At 69.7% G+C, this 19,205-nt stretch carries 16 protein-coding genes; 3 read left to right on the top strand and 13 right to left on the bottom strand.

Annotated elements, in window-relative coordinates:
- Positions 1-4: 4 nt before the first annotated feature.
- Together AC3CBB_RS10000 and AC3CBB_RS10005 are read right to left on the bottom strand one after the other, a co-directional pair.
- On the bottom strand, positions 5-1,369 hold the full coding sequence (locus tag AC3CBB_RS10000; RefSeq protein WP_123507422.1) for a cystathionine beta-synthase: 1,365 nt from the start codon (positions 1,367-1,369) through the stop codon (positions 5-7).
- Positions 1,370-1,525: 156 nt separating this feature from the next.
- On the bottom strand, positions 1,526-3,406 hold the full coding sequence (locus AC3CBB_RS10005) for an ABC transporter ATP-binding protein (protein WP_488626734.1): 1,881 nt from the start codon (positions 3,404-3,406) through the stop codon (positions 1,526-1,528).
- A gap of 246 nt (positions 3,407-3,652) precedes the next feature.
- Here AC3CBB_RS10005 and AC3CBB_RS10010 point away from each other — a divergent pair, with 246 nt between their 5' ends.
- On the top strand, positions 3,653-5,251 hold the full coding sequence (locus AC3CBB_RS10010; protein ID WP_488624466.1) for a helix-turn-helix transcriptional regulator: 1,599 nt from the start codon (positions 3,653-3,655) through the stop codon (positions 5,249-5,251).
- A 99-nt stretch (positions 5,252-5,350) separates the two neighbouring features.
- Here the strand turns inward: AC3CBB_RS10010 and rplL are convergent, their stop codons facing one another.
- From rplL to AC3CBB_RS10030, 4 genes are all read right to left on the bottom strand, one after another.
- Complete coding sequence (rplL, locus tag AC3CBB_RS10015; protein ID WP_123507426.1) at positions 5,351-5,734, bottom strand: 50S ribosomal protein L7/L12; 384 nt, start codon at positions 5,732-5,734, stop codon at positions 5,351-5,353.
- A gap of 57 nt (positions 5,735-5,791) precedes the next feature.
- Positions 5,792-6,307 (bottom strand): 50S ribosomal protein L10, encoded by a 516-nt coding sequence (gene rplJ / locus AC3CBB_RS10020; protein ID WP_123507427.1) that lies wholly within the window; start codon positions 6,305-6,307, stop codon positions 5,792-5,794.
- A gap of 287 nt (positions 6,308-6,594) precedes the next feature.
- Positions 6,595-8,169 carry a sensor histidine kinase gene (locus AC3CBB_RS10025; protein ID WP_123507429.1) on the bottom strand — a complete coding sequence of 525 codons (1,575 nt, stop codon included), beginning with the start codon at positions 8,167-8,169 and terminating at the stop codon, positions 6,595-6,597.
- Positions 8,166-8,927: a response regulator transcription factor gene (locus AC3CBB_RS10030; protein WP_255410980.1), complete on the bottom strand. Its 762-nt coding sequence runs from the start codon at positions 8,925-8,927 to the stop codon at positions 8,166-8,168. The genes AC3CBB_RS10025 and AC3CBB_RS10030 overlap by 4 nt, the downstream gene beginning before the upstream one ends.
- A gap of 115 nt (positions 8,928-9,042) precedes the next feature.
- On the opposite strand from AC3CBB_RS10030, the gene AC3CBB_RS10035 reads away from it, so the two are divergent.
- Positions 9,043-10,641, top strand: a complete 1,599-nt coding sequence (locus tag AC3CBB_RS10035) for an ABC transporter permease (protein ID WP_488624467.1) — start codon at positions 9,043-9,045, stop codon at positions 10,639-10,641.
- 35 nt (positions 10,642-10,676) lie between these two features.
- Positions 10,677-11,345 carry an ABC transporter ATP-binding protein gene (locus AC3CBB_RS10040; RefSeq protein ID WP_488624468.1) on the top strand — a complete coding sequence of 223 codons (669 nt, stop codon included), beginning with the start codon at positions 10,677-10,679 and terminating at the stop codon, positions 11,343-11,345.
- A gap of 93 nt (positions 11,346-11,438) precedes the next feature.
- On the opposite strand, the gene AC3CBB_RS10045 is transcribed toward AC3CBB_RS10040, so the two are convergent.
- Genes AC3CBB_RS10045 through AC3CBB_RS10075 form a run of 7 tightly spaced genes read right to left on the bottom strand, consistent with a single transcriptional unit; the run spans position 11,439 to position 19,199 of the window.
- A complete protein-coding gene (locus AC3CBB_RS10045) occupies positions 11,439-12,350 on the bottom strand; it encodes a TolB family protein (protein ID WP_488624469.1) in 912 nt (303 codons plus the stop codon).
- An 8-nt stretch (positions 12,351-12,358) separates the two neighbouring features.
- On the bottom strand, positions 12,359-13,420 hold the full coding sequence (locus AC3CBB_RS10050) for a LacI family DNA-binding transcriptional regulator (protein WP_488624470.1): 1,062 nt from the start codon (positions 13,418-13,420) through the stop codon (positions 12,359-12,361).
- A gap of 47 nt (positions 13,421-13,467) precedes the next feature.
- Complete coding sequence (locus AC3CBB_RS10055) at positions 13,468-14,565, bottom strand: Gfo/Idh/MocA family protein (protein ID WP_488624471.1); 1,098 nt, start codon at positions 14,563-14,565, stop codon at positions 13,468-13,470.
- Positions 14,550-15,266 (bottom strand): ThuA domain-containing protein, encoded by a 717-nt coding sequence (locus AC3CBB_RS10060; RefSeq protein ID WP_488624472.1) that lies wholly within the window; start codon positions 15,264-15,266, stop codon positions 14,550-14,552. The genes AC3CBB_RS10055 and AC3CBB_RS10060 overlap by 16 nt, the downstream gene beginning before the upstream one ends.
- Positions 15,267-15,305: 39 nt before the next feature.
- Entirely contained in the window at positions 15,306-17,351 is a 2,046-nt protein-coding gene (locus AC3CBB_RS10065) for a GMC oxidoreductase (RefSeq protein ID WP_488624473.1), read from the bottom strand.
- A complete protein-coding gene (locus AC3CBB_RS10070; protein WP_123507445.1) occupies positions 17,338-18,234 on the bottom strand; it encodes a carbohydrate ABC transporter permease in 897 nt (298 codons plus the stop codon). Before AC3CBB_RS10070 ends, AC3CBB_RS10065 begins: the two co-directional genes overlap by 14 nt.
- Entirely contained in the window at positions 18,231-19,199 is a 969-nt protein-coding gene (locus AC3CBB_RS10075) for a carbohydrate ABC transporter permease (RefSeq protein WP_123507447.1), read from the bottom strand. The genes AC3CBB_RS10070 and AC3CBB_RS10075 overlap by 4 nt, the downstream gene beginning before the upstream one ends.
- Positions 19,200-19,205: the final 6 nt, after the last annotated feature.

Raw genomic sequence — 19,205 nt, forward strand, 5'->3', positions numbered from 1 at the left:
GGGATTATTCGGACAGGAAGGCGAGGAGGTCGTGACGCGTCACGACCGCGGCCGGCTTGCCGTCCGTCGTCACGAGCAGGGCGTCGTTCTTCTCGAGCGCGCGCCGCGCGACCGAGACCGACTCGTTGAGGCCGATCAGGGCGAGCGGCGGCCCGATGAACGTGGCGACCGGGTCGGTCATCTGGGCCTGGCCCGAGAAGACCTGCTCCAGGAGCGCGCGCTCCTCGACGGCGCCGACGACCTCGCCGATGACGACCGGCGGCTCGGCCGACAGCACCGGCATCTGCGACACACCGTACTTCGACATGATCTGGACGACGTCACGGACGGTATCGGACGGGTGGGCGTGCACGAGGTCGGGCAGCTCGCCGCTCTTCGAGGCGATGAGGTCCGAGACGGTGGTCTCGTCGCTCTCTTCGCTGAAGCCGTACGAGCGCATCCAGCGGTCGTTGAAGATCTTGCCGAGGTAGCCGCGGCCCGAGTCGGGCAGCAGCACGACCACGATGTCGTCGGGTCCGAGCTCGCGGGCCACGTCGAGGGCGGCGGCGACGGCCATGCCGCTCGATCCTCCGACCAGCAGCCCCTCTTCGCGGGCGAGACGGCGCGTGATGTCGAACGACCGGGCGTCCGACACGGCGATGATCCGGTCGACGACGGAGCCGTCGTAGGCGCCGGGCCAGAAGTCCTCGCCCACTCCCTCGACCAGGTAGGGGCGACCGGTGCCGCCTGAGTAGACGCTGCCCTCGGGGTCTGCGCCGACGATGGTGATGGCACCCTCGGAGGCCTCCTTCAGGAAGCGACCGGTGCCGCTGATCGTGCCGCCGGTGCCGACTCCGGCGACGAAGTGCGTGATGCGCCCGTCGGTGTCGCGCCAGATCTCGGGGCCGGTGGTCTCGTAGTGGCTGAGCGGGCCGTTCGGGTTCTCGTACTGGTTCGGCTTGAAGGCGCCGGGGATCTCGCTCACAAGGCGGTCGGAGACGCTGTAGTACGACTCGGGGCTGTCGGGAGCGACTGCGGTCGGCGTGACGATGATCTCGGCACCGTAGGCGGTGAGCACGTTGCGCTTGTCTTCGCCGACCTTGTCGGGCAGCACGAAGACGCAGCGGTAGCCGCGCTGCTGGGCGACCAGGGCGAGCCCCACGCCGGTGTTGCCGCTGGTCGGCTCGACGATGGTGCCCCCGGGCTTCAGCAGCCCGTCGCGCTCGGCGGCGTCGATGATGCGCGTCGCGATGCGGTCTTTCGACGATCCGCCCGGGTTCAGGTACTCGACCTTGACGAGCACGGTGGCGCTGATGCCCTCTGTCAGCCGGTTGAGCTTCACGAGCGGGGTGTTGCCGACGAGGTCGATGACGGAGTCCGCGTACTTCACCTCTCGAGTCTACCGAGGGGTGCCTGACGGCAGGGGGCTGTTACGCCGACGGACGAATCGCGGGCTTCGGCGCGTCCTCGATCGACGCGACTTCGGCATCGTGCGGTCACCGCGAACGGCTCTCGGCACCACGGAGGACACCCTGCGTCCCGAAGGTCAGAGCGGGACGTTCGCCTGCTGCTCGTAGAGCTCTGTGTACAGGCCTCCGAGAGCGACCAGCTCGTCGTGCGTACCCCGTTCGACGATGCGGCCGGCCCGGACGACGAAGATCACGTCGGCCGCGCGGACGGTCGACAGGCGGTGCGCTATCGAGATCGTGGTGCGCCCGCGTGAGGCGTTGTCGAGCGCCGCCTGCACGATGCGCTCCGACACCGAGTCGAGCGCGCTGGTCGCCTCGTCGAGCACCAGCACTGCGGGGTCTTTCAGGAGCACGCGCGCGATGGCCAGCCGCTGCTTCTCGCCGCCCGAGAGCCGGTAGCCGCGCTCCCCCACGAGCGTCTCGTACCCCTCGGGGAAGGAGGCGATCGTCTCGTGGATGTTCGCCTGGCGCGCTGCGTCCTCGAGCTGCTCCTGAGAGGCGCCCGGCCGCGCGTAGCGGAGGTTCTCGGCGATCGTGGCGTGGAAGAGGTAGGTCTCCTGGCTGACGATGCCGATGTTCGAGACGAGGTCGTCCTGGCCGAGGTCGCGCACGTCGACTCCGGCGAAGCGCACGCTGCCCCCGGACGCCTCGTAGAACCGCGGGATCAGATACGAGACCGTGGTCTTGCCGGCGCCGGAAGGGCCGACGAAGGCGGCGAACTGGCCCGGCTCGATATCGAACGTGAGTCCGGCGAGGGTCCGGGCTCCGGGCTCGGCGTCCGGGTAGGCGAACGTGACGTCGTCGAACTCGACGCGCCCCAGCTGCGACCGGTCGACCCGCTCGGGCACAGCAGGCTCGCGGATCGCCGGCGTCAGGTCGAGGTACTCGAAGATTCGGGCGAAGAGGGCGCTCGACGTCTGGATGTCGAGCGCCACCCGCAGCAGCGCCATGAGCGGGAACGTCAGACGGGCCTGGACGGTGGTGAACGCGACGATCGTCCCGGCAGTCACGTCGACGCCGCCCTGGATCAGGTAGGCGGCGACGATGTAGATCACGGCGGGGATGATCGACAGGAAGATCTGCACGGTCGCGAAGAACCCCTGGCCGCTCATCGTCTGCCGCACCTGCAGGCCGATCTGCGTGCGGTTCTCGTTCGCGTAGCGCTCGACCTCGGTGCGCTGCTGATTGAAGGCCTTCGCGAGCAGGATCCCGGACACGCTGAGCGTCTCCTGCGTGATGGCCGTCATGTCCGACAGCGACTCCTGCGTCTGAGTGGCGATCCGCGCCCGGACCTGGCCCACGCGCCGCTGCGCGACGACGAGCACAGGCAGCAGGATCACGGCCACGACGGTCATCTGCCACGACAGCAGCAGCATCGCCACGAACGCCGCGATCACCGTGACCGTGTTGCCGAGGATGCTCGAGACCGTGTTGCTCAGGACATTGGCCACGCCGCCCACGTCGTTCTGCAGGCGCGACTGGATGATCCCCGTCTTGGTGCGGGTGAAGAACGCGAGCTCCATGCGCTGCAGGTGCCCGAACAGGCGGATGCGGAGCGCACCCATCACCTTGTTGCCCACGGTGGCCGTCAGGTAGGTCTGCCAGACGCCGAGACCGGCCGACAGGATCCAGAGGCCGACCATGGCGCCGACGAGGCGCATGAGCACGGGGATGTTCGGGCCGCCGGCCGGGAAGAGGCCCCTGTCGAAGGCCTGCTGGGTCAGGAGCGGGGGCAGGACGCTGATCGCCGCCGACACGAGCACCAGCACGACTGTCACGATGAGCGCCCGCCGATGCGGCTGGAACAGGCTGCGGATCCGCCGGAACAGGTCGGGGATCTTCGGGGCGTCCGCGTTGGCCGCCTTCTGCGCCCGGGCATCGGCGGCCGATACCCGCCCGGGGCCGCCCGGTCGGCCGCCGCCGCCTCGCATGCCGCCGCCCGAGGCGATCTGATCCATCCTGCTCACCGGCTCACAGTACGCCCGCTGCGATGACCCCAGTTCTGGCCGATGTGCGAAAAGCTCCCGGTGGAAAGAAATCTCAGTTTATGATGTTGTCGGGCAGTGGCCCGAAGCAGGGGGCAGATCGAGGTCTCTCCCGTCAGGACGATCCGCCCGAAGCACGATCGTCGCCTTCGGATCGCGTCCAACGAGCTGCATTCCCCGTCCCGACCGGGGAACTACCCGATGCAGCAGAGGTATTCCGTGAACTCCCGAAACGATACGACCGGCGAACCCGAAAACTCGACGGCGCTGCAACTCGACGGCCGCAACGCGCTCGACACGATCGAGACGATGTGGCCCCAGATCGCGCCCATCCAGGGTGCCCGGCTTCGCGACGCCATCCGCAGCATTCCCGAGAAGGAGTGGAGCGACCGCGCCCGCATCCTGCTCGCTCTCGCGGCCAGCTACCGCTCCATCGGCTCGACGTCCCGGAGTGCCGCGCTGCCCTGGTTCCGCGCCGTCGACAAGAGCATCAGGGCCGATCCGGGCAGTCCGCTCGACGTCCGCGTCGGCTACCTGATCCACTTCGCGGCCACCATGCGCACGATGGGCGACATCGAGCGCTCCCGTGAGAACCTCGAGACGGCGCGCACCATGATCGAGAGCGACGAGTCGCTCGACATCAGCCGCCGCATCGACCTGAGCGCCTCCTTCTCACTGCAGCTGGGCCTCGCGCGCATCCACACCGGCGCCTTCGACGAGGCCCTGTTCGCGCTGTCGCTGGCCGAGGGGCTCGCCAACGAGCACCTGTCGACCGCCGAGCGGGTCGAGTGCCACTCGGCGCTCGCCTACGTGGCGTTCCTGCTCGGCGACTTCGCCCTCGCCGACAGCCAGATCGACCTCGCCGCCCAGCACGCCGACGGAACCGACCTGCTGCGCTCGTCGTTCGGCGCGCTCGCGCAGGTGACGCGCTTCCACCTCCACATCGAGCGCGAGAGCGGCTCCGAACCGCACGAGGCGCTGCTCCGCGACCTGCGCATCGCCTGCCGCAACACCGACTGGGAGGCGCACTCGCTGTACGTCGAGGCCCTCTCCCGCTACGACGACGGCGCCTCGATCGAGGCGCTCGATCTGCTCGGCCGCGTCACACGGCTGCTCGCGCACTTCTCGGGCGCGTCGGCGCTCGATTCGGCGACACGGATCCTGCGCTCCGAAGCCCTTCGGTCGCTGGGCGAGGCATCGCAGTCACACGACGCCCTCGCCGACATCCCGGTAGGCCAGCACCACGTCAACTGCCCCGCCAGCATCACCGCACTCGCCTCGTTGACATTGGGCGACCCGCAGCAGGCGCTGGACGCGCTCGAGTCGTGCCTGGCGCTCGGCGACCTGCACTCGATGCGGTCGATGGTGCAGATCCACGCGATCGCCGCGACCGCGCACGACGACCTCGGCAACGCGGTCGCATCGAGCATCGCCTTCGACCGATCGCTGCTCATGGCGGCCGTGAACGGCGTCGTCTGGCCGTTCGCCACGCTCCCGTCGGAAGTGCTGGAGCGCTTGCTCGGCCGCGCCGCCGGGCGCGTTCAGCCGGCGATCGTCGTCGCGATGATGGAGCGCCTCCGCACCGCCCCCTCGACGGACTCCGTCGTGCTCGTCGACCCGCTCAGCGAGCGCGAGCTGGTCATCGTGCGGCACCTGGCGACCGGCGCGACCCTCAGCCAGATCGGCGCCGAGCTCTTCATCTCGGTGAACACGGTCAAGAGCCACGTCCGCAGCATCTACCGCAAGCTCTCGGCGACGAACCGCCGCGAGGCGATCGCGCGCGCCGTGCAGCTGGGCCTCGCCGAGCAGGAGCAGTAGCAGTAGCAGTAGCAGTAGCGCTGCCCGGCGCAGGCGACGCTGGCAGCGCGAAAGCCCCGGACCTCTCGGCCCGGGGCTTTCGTGTCAGCAGTGGTGAGACTACTTGAGGGTGATCGTGGCGCCGGCGGCCTCGAGCTGAGCCTTGGCCTTCTCGGCGGTCTCCTTGTTGGCACCCTCGAGGACGGTGCTGGGGGCACCGTCGACGACGGCCTTGGCCTCGCCGAGGCCGAGGCTGGTGAGCGCGCGAACCTCCTTGATGACCTGGATCTTCTTGTCACCGGCGGCCTCGAGGACGACGTCGAACGAGTCCTTCTCCTCGACCTCTTCGGCCGGGGCGGCGGGGCCAGCGGCACCGGCAGCGGCGACGGGGGCAGCGGCGGTGACCTCAAAGACCTCTTCGAACTTCTTGACGAAGTCGCTGAGCTCGATGAGCGTGAGCTCCTTGAAAGCCTCGATCAGTTCGTCCTGGCTGAGCTTTGCCATTTGTTTCTCCTTGTTGGTAGTGCTGAAAGTGTGGGGTGGTGAGTACTGGACGACCGCTTACGCGGCGTCCTCCTGCTTGGCGCGCAGAGCCTCGACCGTGCGAACGGTCTTCGACAGCGGAGCCTGGAACAGGTAGGCCGCACCGAACAGCGAAGCCTTGAAGGCGCCGGCCAGCTTGCCCAGCAGCACCTCCCGCGACTCGAGATCGGCGAGCTGGTTGACCTCGGCTGCGCTCAGAGGGTTACCGTCGAAGTAACCGCCCTTCACGATGAGCTCGGGGTTCGCCTTGGCGAAGTCACGCAGGCTCTTGGCCACGGCGACAGGGTCTCCGTGGACGAAAGCGATCGCGGACGGGCCGACGAGTTCCTCGTCGAACGACGAGATCCCCGCAGCGTTCGCCGCGATCTTGGTGAGCGTGTTCTTCACGACGGCGTAGGTGGCGTCCTCACGGATACCGGTGCGCAGCGCTTTGAGCTGAGCAACGGTGAGGCCGCGGTACTCGGTGAGCAGGACGGCGGTCGAGCTACGGAACGACTCCGTGAGCTCGGCGACCGAAGCTTCCTTGTTCGCCATGTCGCTCCTAACGTGTGAAAGCTGGCAGCCCCTCGTGACTCTCTCGAGTCCAGTGCTCACACGAAAAAAGCTCCGCGCAGAATGCACGGAGCTTGAGCTTCGAACACCTGCGCGGGACGTCTCTCGGGAGAGAACCTTCGGCCAGCGCTTGCTCTTTCGAGCGGGCACCGACAACCAGCGGTCTTGGGCTTCGTTCACTATAGGCGACCGGCCCGAGTTCCTGCAACTCCCGCCGAAGACGCCGGGCATCGGTCACAGGCAGTGTCTGCAGGAACTCGGGGCGGTCGCTACGAGCGCACCGGCTCGGGCGCCGGCAGCGGAACCGGCCGACCCTGCGGTGCGCGCTCGAGCGGCAGCCGCACCGTGAAGACGGCACCGGGGTCGCCGTTCGTCGCGGTCACCGTGCCCCCGTGCGAGTGCACGACGGCATGGACGATGGCCAGGCCGAGACCGGTCGAGCCGGCCTTGCGCGACCGCGAGCTGTCGGCCCGGGCGAACCGCTCGAACAGCACCGGCATGACGGCGGGGTCGATCCCCGGACCGTTGTCCGAGACCGTGACGATGGCTTCGTGAGTCGTGTCGTCGCGCTCCAGGCTGACCCACACCTCGGTGCCGTCGGGCGTGTGGGTGCGGGCGTTGGCCAGGAGGTTCGCGACGACCTGATGCAGGCGCATCGGGTCGCCGAGCAGCGTGATCGGCACCTCGGGCACCGAGACGTCGTACTGGTGCTCCGTCGCCTGAACGTGCGTGTCGTGCACGGCGTCCAGGACGATGCGCGTGAGGTCGACCTCCTTCTTGACGAGGTCGGTGCCCTCGTCGAGGCGGGCCAGCAGCAGGAGCTCCTCGACCAGCGACGTCATGCGGACCGACTCGGATTCGATTCGGCCCATGGCGTAGACCACGTCTTCGGGGAGGTCCTTGCCCATGCGGCGGGTGAGCTCGGCGTAGCCGCGCACCGAGGCGAGCGGCGTGCGGAGCTCGTGTGACGCGTCGGCGACGAACTGCCGCACCTTGTTCTCGGACTCCTGGCGGGCCGTGAGCGCATGCGAGACGTGACCGAGCATGCGGTTCATGGCGGCGCCGACGCGTCCGACCTCGGTGCGGGTGTCGGTGTCCTCCTCGGGCACGCGGGCGTCGAGCGCGACCTCGCCGCGGTCGAGCGGCATCTCGGCGACGCGAGCCGCGGTCTCGGCCATGCGCTGCAGCGGTCCGAGGGCGTACTTGACGGTGATCATGGCGAAGAAGATCGCGGCGGCGATGCCGGCGGCCGCGATGATCGCGATGCCGGCGATGAGCTTGCCGACGGGGCCGGTGACGGAGTCTCGCGGCAGGCCCACGACGACGCGAGCCTGGACGAAGCTGCCGCTGGGAAGCTGCACCGTGACCGGCACCGCACGCACGAGATAGCTGCCGTAGCTCGAACCGAGCTGGATCTCCTCGCTCTTGTCGCCGGTCGCCACGTTCGAAAGGGCTGTCTTCGTGGCAGACGACACGGTGCCGACGCGTCCGGACTCGAGCACGAGACCGGAACCGAGCGTGCTGCTCGTGGCAGAGGCTGCGCTGCCCGAGTAGTAGATGGTCACGGTGCCCGGTGCCTGGTTGGGTCCGCCCGTGTCGGCACCCGACCCGCCGAAGCCGTTGCGGCCGTCCTGGCCTGAGGCGCGAGCGACGGCGGACGTGAGCTGCGCGTCAAGTTGGGCCGAGAGGACGCGCTGCAGGACGACCACGCTCAGGGCGCCGATCAGGATCGCCAGCAGAGCCGAGATCGCCACGATGCTCAGCACGAGGCGCCGGCGGAGCGTGAACGGACCACCGAAGCTCTTCGCCCATCCTCGCGCGACGGCTACGGGGTGGACCGTCATGCGACGGGCTTGATCACGTAACCCACGCCGCGCACGGTGTGGATCATGGGCTCTTCGCCCGCGTCGATCTTCTTGCGGAGGTACGAGATGTAGATCTCGACGACGCTGGACTTGCCGCCGAAGTCGTACGACCACACGCGGTCGAGGATCTGCGCCTTCGACAGCACACGGCGCGGGTTGCGCATGAGGAAGCGCAGCAGCTCGAACTCGGTGGCGGTGAGCTCGATCTCGCGACCGGCGCGCGACACCTCGTAGCTCTCCTCGTCGAGCACGAGGTCGCCCACGATGATGCGCGAGTCGCCGCCCTCGGAGACCATCGCGGCCGAGCGGCGGATGAGGCCGCGGAGACGGGCGACGACCTCTTCGAGGCTGAACGGCTTGGTGACGTAGTCGTCGCCGCCCGCGGTCAGGCCCGTGACGCGGTCCTCGACGGCGTCCTTCGCCGTGAGGAAGAGGATGGGGGTGTCGTCGCCGCCGGTGCGGAGGCGGCCGAGCACCTGGAGGCCGTCGATGTCGGGGAGCATGACGTCGAGGACGATCGCGTCGGGCTTGAACTCGCGGGCGAGCGTCAGAGCGGTCTGTCCGTCCGGTGCGGCCTTGACCTCCCAGCCCTCGTAGCGGAGCGCCATGGAGAGCAGGTCGGTGAGGCTGTTCTCGTCGTCGACGACGAGCACTCGGAGGGGCGAGCCGTCGGCGCGGGTGAGGCGCGGTGCGGCGGGGGCGGTGATGGGGGCTGAAGTGGTCACGCTCTCAAGTATCTGCCGGTTTCTATGAGCTGCCTGTGACGACCTGATGAGCCCGCCAGGGATTTGCTTCATAGGAATTTGACAAGGTCGCGATAACCCCGCCATATGCGCCGTCCGTACTGTCGCCATGTTCACAGCACCTTGCCACCACCCCGAGGAGTACCCCTTGTTCTTCACCTACCTGTACCGGGAGCTGAGCAACCGGCGCAAGCAGACGGCGATCATCGCCACCGGCATGGCCCTGGCCATCGCGCTCGTCATCATCGTCAACTCCGTCGCAGGCGGGGTGAAGGCGGCGCAGTCGACCGTGCTCCAGTCCGTCTACGGCGTCGGCACCGACATCACCATCAGCCAGACCGAGACGCCGTCGTCGACCGGCGGTCGGCCGACCTTCACCTTCGGCTCCGGCGGCGGAACGACCAGCGGCAACAGCACGTCGCTGTCGCAGTCCAGCCTGAGTGCTGCGCGGGGCACGGCCACCTTCGCCGACTCCGCCCTCGCGAAGGTCGAGAAGACGACCGGCGTGAAGAGCGCCGCGGCGACCCTGTCGCTCCAGCTCAACGACTTCTCGGGCACCACGACGCAGCAGGGCACGTCGGGCACGACCGGAGGCACCACCGGCGGCACCGCCCAGCAGCAGGCCCCGACCGGCACGGCCACCGGCGCACCGACCGGCGGCCAGGGCGGCGGCGGCTTCGGCGGCGGCTCGTTCAGCTTCGACCAGACGACGGTCTCGGGCGTCAGCGTCACGGCCGACGCCGTGGGCCCCCTCACGAGCGTCTCGCTCACCAAGGGGCGCACCTTCACGTCGGCCGACGCCGGCAAGCACGTCCTGATCGTCGACAGCTCGTACGCCAAGACCGAGAGCCTCGCGGTCGGCGACACCAAGAAGATCGGCTCCACGACCTTCACCGTGATCGGCATCGTCAAGTCGACCTCGTCGTCGGCGACCACCGGCTCCGACATGTACATGCCCCTCGACACCGCCCAGAAGGTCGCCGACCTCTCGGGCAAGGTCAGCACCATCTACGTCAGCGCCGAGTCGTCCAGCGACGTCTCGACGCTCAAGACCGCTCTCGAGAAGACCCTCCCGAAGGCGACCGTCTCGACGGAGTCCGACCTGGCGTCCAGCGTCTCCGGCTCCCTGTCGACGGCTTCCAGCCTGGTCTCGAACCTCGGCACCTGGCTGTCGATCATCGTGCTGGCCGCCGCCTTCCTGATCGCGATCCTGTTCACGGTCTCGGGCGTCACCCGCCGCACCCGCGAGTTCGGCACGCTGAAGGCGATCGGCTGGTCGAACGGCCGCATCGTGCGTCAGGTGGCCGGCGAGTCGTTCGTGCAGGGCCTCATCGGCGGCGTTGCCGGCGTGATCGTGGGCATCGTCGGAGTCATCGTGATCAACGTCATCTCGCCGACCCTCTCGGGCGGCGCCGCGACGACGACAGCCGGTGGCGCAGCCGGTGGCACTCCCCCGGGCGGGGCGGCCGGCGGCACGTCGGGCGGAGCCGAGGGAGGCACGGGCGCAGGAACCGGCGCCACCGGCGCCCGCTTCGGCGCCCAGGTCGCCTCCACCGCCACCGAGGTCAGCCTCCACGCCCCGATCGCCGTCTCGATCATCGTGATCGCGGTCGCCCTCGCCGTGATCGGCGGCCTCCTCGCCGGCGCGATCGGCGGATGGCGCGCCTCGCGCCTCCGTCCCGCCGAAGCTCTCCGCAGCGTGGCCTGAGCCGCTACCTCCGACATCGACACGACAGGACTCCCATGTACTCCCTGAAAGACGTCACCAAGACGTACGTCCAGAAGACGCGCACCGTCACCGCGCTCAGCAAGGTGAACCTCGAGATCCCGACCGGCCAGATGGTCGCGATCCAGGGCCCCACCGGCGGCGGCAAGTCGACGCTGCTGCAGATGCTCGGCGCCCTCGACAAGCCCACGTCGGGCGAGATCATGCTCGGCACCAAGACCGTCTCGACCCTCGGCGACTCGAAGCTCGCCGACATCCGCGCCACCGACATCGGCTTCGTGTTCCAGGGCTTCAACCTGATCCCGACGCTCACGGCGCTCGAGAACGTGCAGACCGCGTTCGCCCGCTCGCCGCTGTCCCGCGACGAGCAGAAGGCACGGTCGAGGGCCGCGCTCGAGTCGGTCGGGCTCGCCGAGCGCGCCGACCACCTGCCGTCGGAGCTCTCGGGCGGCCAGCAGCAGCGCGTCGCGATCTCCCGCGCGCTGGTCAAGGAGCCGAGCGTGCTCCTGGCCGACGAGCCGACCGGCGCCCTCGACGAGGCGACCCGCGACGAGATCATGGACCTGCTGGAGGGTGTGTGGCGCGACCGCGGCCTGACCCTGGTGATCGTGACGCACGACTCGTCGGTGGCTCGCCGCGCCGAGCGCCGCCTCCATCTCAAGGGCGGTCACGTCAAAGACGCCTAGCCCGCCGCCGCGCCCACTCGTGGGCACGGCCAGACCCTCTCGATCGGCCGAGACGCGCGTCCGCGGACCGGCGGAGACGCCGATCGGGAGGGTTCAGGCGTCGGCGAGAGGGTAGGCGACGCAGGCGAAGCGGCTCGAGTCGGGCGCCCAGCCCGCCACGTTGAGCGTGCCCTGGCCGCCGAAGAGGCGGATCAGCTCGCGGTCGCCGAGCCCGTCGGGGTCGCCCCCGACGAGCGGGAGCGCGCGGATCGCCACGGGGAGGTTCTCGGGGTGGCCGCGAGTTCCTGCGTCGTAAGAGAGGTAGACCAGGCACGACCCGTCGGGCGCCGGGTGCGGAAACCAGTCGACCGTGTCGGAGTCGACCACCCGCTCGAGCTCGGAGCCGTCGGGGCGGACGCGCGCGAGCTGGGCGTGGCCGGGCTCGTCGGCGAAGCGCTCGGTGTTGAACCAGACCCAGCCGCCCGCCAGCTCGGCGCCGTCGTCAGGGTGCTCGTCGTCGGTCACCAGCGTCGTCGCACCGTCGGCGACCGCCACGAGCGCCAGGTTCGTGCGCCACTCGTCGAACGCGGACTCGGGCGTGGGCCTCCCGCCGACGACCACCGAGAGTGCCGTGCCGTCGGGCGAGACGCCGTGCAGGTAGTTCTTGTAGCCGCGGCCCTCCGGGTGCTCGCGGGTCACGCGCCGCGCGGTCCCGCCGGCGGCGGGCACCTCGTAGACGTGGCCGTCCTTCCCGCTGACGAAGATCGAGGCCCCGTCGGACGCGATGACGTGATCGTTGTTGATCTCAGGAACTCCGCCCATCGCGATCGGCTCCAGGCGACCGTCCGCGAGCCCGAGCCTCCACAGCAGCCCGTCGGCGTTGACGACGAGCGAGTGTCCATCCGGGTCCCAGTTCGGCGCCTCGACGAGCACGGTGTCGCTCTCGAAGACGGTCTCGGCGTCGCCGGTCGCGGGGTCGACGAGCAGCACTCGGCTGCTCTGGCCGGGGAGGAGGGTGCGGGGCATGCCCCCAGTCAACTCGACGAAGCCGGATGCGCCGTGCTGCCGCGCACGACGAGCGTCGTCGCGAGCTCCAGGCGGGTCGAGCGGAGCGCCGGCTCCTCGCGCAGGCGGAGCACGAGGCGCGTGGCCTCCTCCGCCATCTCGGTGAGCGGCTGCCTCACCGTCGTCATCGGCGGGCCGGTGAAGCGCGTCATGTGGAGGTCGTCGAAGCCGACGACCGAGAGGTCGTCGGGAATCCGGAGCGCGAGCGTGCGGGCCGCCTCGTAGACGCCCAGGGCCTGCATGTCGCTGGCCGCGAAGATCGCCGTCGGGCGGTCCGGCCGGCCGAGAAGCACCAGACCCTCGGCCAGCCCCACCTCGAGCGAGAAGTCGCCGCCGCGCACGTAGCCGCCGTGCTCGGGGATGCCGGCCCCGGCGAGTGCCGCCCGGTACCCGGAGAGCCGCGCGGTCGACGCCATGAAGCCGTCGGGGCCGGAGATGGTCGCGATATCCCGGTGGCCGAGCCCGATGAGGTGGCGGGTCGCCATGAAGCCGCCCATCCAGTTCGCCGAGCCGATCGCCGGGACGTCGGGATCAGGGTCTCCCTCCGGATCGATGATGACGAACGGAATGCTGTGGCTGCGGAGCTGGTGCCGGTTGTCGTCCGAGAGGTCGGCGATGACGAGCACGACGCCGAGCGGCCGGCGCTGCAGGACCCCCTCGATCCAGCTCGCGTCGCCCGCACCGCGGTCCTTCATGCCGGTGACCACGACGCTCAGCCCGTTCTCGCGCGCGACGCTCTCGACGCCGACGACGACCTCGACCATCCACGGGCTGTCGAGCGCCTGGCAGACGAGCTCGAGCAGCGGCGCCGCCGCCTGCGTCGAGTTGCGCCGGTTGTAGCGCTGGTCGCGCAGGATCCCCGTGACACGGGCGCGGGTGTCGAGAGAGACTCCCCCGCGCCCGTTGAGCACCTTCGACACCGTCGAGATCGAGACGCCGGCGCGCTCGGCCACCTCCGACAGAGTGGCCCGCGAGGCGGGGCCGCTGTCGGCGGCCGAAAGCGCCGCAGTCCTGTTCGTCACGGTCGTCATCGTACTGATGCTCGCGTCTCGGTCCGGCGCGGCGACCTAGCGGCCGCTCACCAGTCCTCGGGGCGGGCGCCGAGCGGCACCGGCGCCGGGCGCTCGACCGTGCTCGACATCTCGACCACGCGCTTCTCGTCGCTCGAGACCAGGATCGCCTCCATCGCCTCCAGCACGTGGAACGCGAGCTCGCCGCTGGCGCGGTGCGGCCGATCGGTCTCGATGGCGCGGGCCATGTCGGCGAGGCCGTAGCCGCGGCCGGCGTCGGCGTAGCCGGCAGAGACCGGCAGCTCGCGGAACTCGGGCTCGTCCTTCGTCGCGATCTCGCTCGGGTCGGAGAACCGGTTGGGGTCGGCGACGGCGATCGTGCCGGCGGTGCCGTAGACCTCGAACAGCGGCGAGCGGGTCGCCCACACCTCGAAGCTCACGGTGAGGGTGGAGGTGACGCCGGAGGCGTGCTCGATGAGGGCGGCGATATGAGTGTCGACGTCGACGGGGATCGCAGTTCCTGCGAGGGGGCCCGTCTCGACCACGCGGTCGCGGGCGGAGCGCGTCGCCTGCCCGGTGACGCGGACGATGGGGCCGAACAGGGTGATCAGGCTCGTCAGGTAGTAGGGGCCCATGTCGAACAGGGGGCCGCCGCCGGGCTGGTAGTAGAACAGCGGCGACGGGTGCCAGCGCTCGTGCCCGGGCGCCGACCAGTGCACCTGAGCGCCCACGGGGGCGCCGATGAGGCCGGCGTCGAGGGCGTCGCGGGCGGTCTGGACTCCTGTCCCGAGCACGGTGTCGGGTGCGCTGCCGACGCGCAGCCCGGTCGTCTCGGCGAGCGCGAGCAGCGGGGCGGCCTCCTCGGTCGAGAGGCCGAGCGGCTTCTCGGCGAAGACGTGCTTGCCCGCGGAGAGCGCGCGCATGCCGACCTCGACGTGCGCTGCCGGGATCGTGAGGTTCACGATGGCGTCGATCGTCGGGTCGGCGAGCAGCTCGTCGACGGTCAGAGCGCGGACGCCCTGGGCCGCGGCGACCTCGGCCGTGCGGGCGGCGTCGATGTCGGCGACGGCCACGAGCTCGAGGCCGGGCAGCGACGGGAAGCTCGCGAAGTACTGCTCGCTGATCTTCCCGACGCCGATGATTCCTACTGTCAGCGGCTGGCCCACAGGAGCCCCCTCTCGATGATGGTGCGGACGTTCTCGTTCTGGAGGATGTCGACGTGGTGGCCGGGCGTCGTCACGAAGATGCGGCCCTCGCCCCACTGCCGGGTCCAGATGGCCGGGCTGGTGACCTCACGGGTCCACGGGTCCCACGGCCGCACGGCCTGGGTCGTCGTCGCCAGCACATCGTTGTAATCGTCGTGCAGCACCCAGTACTGCTCACTGGTCAGCTCGAAGTCCGAGATGCCCTGCGTGATGGGGTGGTCCTTCGCCGCGTCCGTCATGGCCACGACGTAGGGCCGGTAGTTGTCGGACTGCTCGCCGATCCGCTCGTCCGGCGCCTTGCCGGGGTGGGAGGCGAACTGGCCGCCGATCAGGTGCAGGTAGTCGGAGTTGTTGCGGTACGAGTCGGCGATGCCGCCGTGCCAACCGCCGAGGCCGGTGCCCTTCTCGACCGCCGCGCGGAGTCCTTCGAACTCCTCGCGCTCGATCGTCGACATCGTCACCGACTGCACGATCAGGTCGACCGTGTCCATGTACTCGGCGTCGGCGTAGATCGCGGGCGATTCCTCGACCCGCACCTCGGCGAAGTTCTCCTTGAGGAACGGCAGGAACAGCTCCGTCGCCTCCACCGGCTCATGGCCGTCCCATCCGCCTCGCACCACGAGGGCGCGCTTTGTCGTCGTCACGTCGGTATCTCCAGTCATCTTCGGTTCTTCGTCTTCTCTGGTCGTTCGATCAGGTCTTCAGGCGCTCGGCCAGTTGCCGGCGAGGTGCTCGGCGACGCGGAACGCGTTCGCCACGATCGTGAGCGTCGGGTTCACGCTGCCGTTGGTGGGGTGGAGCGAGGAGTCGCAGACCACGATCCGTCGAGCGCCGTGCACCCGGCCGTACCGGTCGGTGGCACCCGTCGCGGCGTCATCGCTCATCCGGGCGGTCCCGCAGGAGTGCTCGCCGGCAGCCGATGCCGTCGCTCCGCCATGCGGGACGCGGATGTCGGTGGCTCCGGCCGCGGCCAGCCACTCCCGGCCCGCCACCGCCATCCCCATCTCGACCTCGCGCGAGGCCCAGTGGACATCCTTTCGGAGAGCTGCACCCGGCCGGCCCCAGCGGTCCCGGACGCTCGCGAGCGAGACCCGCGACGTCGGCAGAGGCATCTCCTGCCCCATGCCGAACACCCCGAACACGTGGCGGCGCCCCTCCCTCATCCACTCCTTGTGGCCGTCGCCCCACGCAGGAACTCCTTCGGCGCTCGGCGCCATCGCGGAGGTCAGCGGCAGCAGCCCCATCAGGTCGACGAGCACGCCGCCGCCCCACGGGATCGTGTCGCGGTGCACGTGGTCGAGCGTGGCGACCGAATGGCCCGGGCCGACGAACGGCTTGGCGGGCTCGGCGACGGTCGAGAGCACGGTCGTGAAGCGGTGGTCGTGCAGGTGGCGGCCCATCTCGTCGTTTCCGATGCCGCTGGCGAGCAGCAGCCGCGGTGTCTCGACGGCTCCGGCGGACAGCACGACGACATCGGCGTCGATGGCGAGGCTCACCGGAGCGCCCGAGGTGTCGGCCATGACGGTGACGCCCGCGCGGCCGGAGCCGTCGCGGACCTCGATCACCTCGGCGTCGAACAGGACGTCGCAGCGGCCGGTGGCCACGGCGCGCGGCACGAACGTGTTGTGGGAGCCGTTCTTCGCGTTGACGGGGCAGGCGTGGCCGACGCACTGCGGGCAGCGGACGCAGGCCGGACGGCCGTCGTTCGGAACGCTGTTGATGGCCAGGGGAATCGGCCCCCAGCCCCAGCCCAGGGTGTCGGCCGCGTGGCCGAGGAGCTCCCGCGCGGGCTCGGTGCCCATCGGGGGGAGGGGGTACCCCGACGAGCGCGGGGTGCGGCTCGTGAGGCCGCCCTCGGTGCCGGCGACGCCGAGTTCCTGCTCTGCGCGGGTGTAGTACGGCTCCATCTCGTCGTAGCCCACCGGCCAGTTCTGCAGCGAGGCGCCCTCGGGGTTGCCGTAGTGGTCGCGCATGGCGAAGTCCTCGGGCAGGAACCGCCACGCCATCCCCTGCCAGAGCCGGGTGCCGCCGCCGAACGCGTCGGCGTTCAGGCCGTAGAGGGCGGCATGGCCGGTGCCGTCGAGCTCGACGTCGCCGGTCGGCAGCTGGGCGATTCGGGGGTGTCCGGCTCCGGGGCCGGCCGACGGCGCGTAGACCGCGGCCCGCTTGCCGTGGAGGTGGTCGCCGCGCAGATCGGCGTTCGACAGCTGGCGCGCCCGCTCGATCAGGAGCACGTGGCGGCCGGCCTGCGCGAGCACCTGGGCGGCCACGCCGCCGCCGGGGCCGGAGCCGACGACGACCGCGTCGTACGAGCGGCGCACCTGCTCGGGGCGGATGCTCGGAACCGGGTCGGGCTCGATCGGGGCGACTCCCGGAGGGACGGCGTGGAAGCCGACCATGTCGAGGCCCGCCGGGCGGCGACCCGGGGTCGAGGCGTAGAACCCCTCCCAGCAGATGCGGCGCAGGGCTGCGAAGCCAGGGTCGCTCTCGGCTTCGAGGGTGTGGAGGATGGCGTCCTGCTCAGCCGCGGAGAGCTCGGCGAAGCTCTCGCCGAGGCGGACGTCGAGCGACCGGAGCGGCTCACGCGCCCAGTCGAGGTCGGAGCCGGCCGTCGACACGTAGTCGGCGACGCCGCCCGACCAGCCGGCCGGCCAGCCGTCGGCCGGGATGACCCGGTCGACGGCGGCGCGGAGGCGTGCGGAGAACTTCAGAGGTGCGGTGAACGGGGTGGCCTCAGCGGCCGGCAAGCGATCCGCCGATTCCGCCGACGCTGAAGTACTTGTTCAGGAACGTGAACAGGATCACCGGCGGGAGCATCATCACGACGGCGACGGCCATCACGAGACCCCAGTTGGTCGCGTTCTGCTGGAAGAACGTCTCCAGGCCGACGGGGAGCGTGTAGTTCGGGTCGGAGCGCAGGAACACCAGCGCGATCAGGTAGTCGTTCCAGGCGAGCAGGAACGAGAAGATCGCCGTCGAGAGGATTCCCGGAAGGGCGTTCCTGAGCACGATGCGCGTGAACGAGCCGAACAGCGAGGCGCCGTCCATCCAGGCGGCCTCTTCGAGCGCGATCGGGATCGAGTCGTAGTACGCCGCCATCATCCAGATCGCGACCGACATCGTCGAGCCGACGTAGATGATCGTGACGCCGGCCAGGTTGTCGACCAGGTTGAACTTCGCGAACAGGATGAACAGCGGGATGACCGCGGTCACGACCGGCAGCGACTGGACGACGAACAGGACCAGCGAGTAGCCCGAGACCAGCTTGTTGCGGGCCCGGCTCAGGACGTAGCCGGCAGGGGCCGCGACTGCGGTGGCGATGACGACCGTGATGAGGGTCGCCGTGAGGCTGTTCTTCAGCCAGGCCGCCACGGCGGTCTGCGAGAACACCAGGCCGTAGTTCTCGAGCGTGAAGTTGCCCGTGACCGTCGATCCGAGCGAGGGCGTGAACGACAGGCCGACGACCGCGATGATCGGGACCAGCACGATGGCCGTGATGATCAGGATCAGGACGAAGCGCCACCACTTGCCGCGCTCCTGGAGATCCTGCGAGGTGATTCGCTTGGCGACTTTCGTGATCTCGCCGGGCTCGGCGCCGATACGGGCCTTGCGGACGCTGAGGGTGCTCATTCGACATTCACCTTTCGGATCTGGCGGTACAGGACGACCGAGATGACGACCAGGACGAAGGTCATCAGGAAGGCGATCGCGACGCCGGGGCCGGTCTGGAAGTTCTGGAAGACGGTCAGGTAGGCGAGGACCACGAGCGACTGGGTCGCGTTGACGGGCCCGCCGCCGGTGAGAAGGAAGATGGTCGGGAAGTCGTTGACGCAGAAGATCGTCATCAGGATCCACGACACGAAGGTGGTGCGGGCGATCAGAGGCAGCGTGATCAGGCGGAACGACTGCCAGTTCGACGCGCCGTCGACCTTCGCGGCCTCGTAGACGTTGGTGTCGACCGAGGCCAGCGCCGAGGCCATCATCATCATCATGAAGGGGAACGAGATCCACACCTTGAAGATGCAGACTGTCACCTGAGCCAGCACCGGGTCGGCCAGGAACAGCACGTTCCCGAGGCCCAGGTGCGACGCGATGACCGGGAACGGCGACTGCGGGGTGGCGACCAGCCAGTTCCACGAGGTCGACGAGACGACGACCGGGACGATCCACGGCAGCAGCAGGAGCACCTTGAAGACGCCGCCCGCGGGGATGCGGGTGCGGAGCAGGAGCGCGAACACGAGGCCGACGAGCCACGATCCGAACACGCCGACCACGGTGAAGATCACCGTGAACTGAGCAGCCTTCCAGAAGGCCGGCTCGGTCAGGATGTTCGTGTAGTTCTGGAGGCCGACGAACGTGCCGCTGTCGATCAGCGAGCCGCTCCGCAGCGACTGGATGCCTGCGTAGATGACCGGGTAGAGGTTGAGCAGAAGCAGCAGCGCCAGCGACGGGAGAGCGAACGCGAGGAGCGTCCACGTGCGGGCGGTGAACTTCTTGGACTTGCGGGTGGGGCGGGGCGCGCCCGACCCGGAGCCGGACATACCGACTCCGCGCCGAGCGCGCCTCAGGTTCTCTGCGACGCTACTGGCCGACATACTTCA

Source organism: Frondihabitans sp. OV104 (genome assembly GCF_057787745.1).

Bases quoted from the DNA above. Each gene is read 5' to 3' on its own strand.
- AC3CBB_RS10035 (WP_488624467.1), top strand. From the start codon at position 9,043: ATGTTCACAGCACCTTGCCACCACCCCGAGGAGTACCCCTTGTTCTTC.
- AC3CBB_RS10050 (WP_488624470.1), bottom strand. From the start codon at position 13,420: ATGACGACCGTGACGAACAGGACTGCGGCGCTTTCGGCCGCCGACAGC.
- AC3CBB_RS10040 (WP_488624468.1), top strand. From the start codon at position 10,677: ATGTACTCCCTGAAAGACGTCACCAAGACGTACGTCCAGAAGACGCGC.
- rplJ (WP_123507427.1), bottom strand. From the start codon at position 6,307: ATGGCGAACAAGGAAGCTTCGGTCGCCGAGCTCACGGAGTCGTTCCGT.
- AC3CBB_RS10045 (WP_488624469.1), bottom strand. From the start codon at position 12,350: ATGCCCCGCACCCTCCTCCCCGGCCAGAGCAGCCGAGTGCTGCTCGTC.
- AC3CBB_RS10075 (WP_123507447.1), bottom strand. From the start codon at position 19,199: ATGTCGGCCAGTAGCGTCGCAGAGAACCTGAGGCGCGCTCGGCGCGGA.
- AC3CBB_RS10070 (WP_123507445.1), bottom strand. From the start codon at position 18,234: ATGAGCACCCTCAGCGTCCGCAAGGCCCGTATCGGCGCCGAGCCCGGC.
- AC3CBB_RS10060 (WP_488624472.1), bottom strand. From the start codon at position 15,266: ATGACTGGAGATACCGACGTGACGACGACAAAGCGCGCCCTCGTGGTG.
- AC3CBB_RS10025 (WP_123507429.1), bottom strand. From the start codon at position 8,169: ATGACGGTCCACCCCGTAGCCGTCGCGCGAGGATGGGCGAAGAGCTTC.
- rplL (WP_123507426.1), bottom strand. From the start codon at position 5,734: ATGGCAAAGCTCAGCCAGGACGAACTGATCGAGGCTTTCAAGGAGCTC.
- AC3CBB_RS10005 (WP_488626734.1), bottom strand. From the start codon at position 3,406: ATGGATCAGATCGCCTCGGGCGGCGGCATGCGAGGCGGCGGCGGCCGA.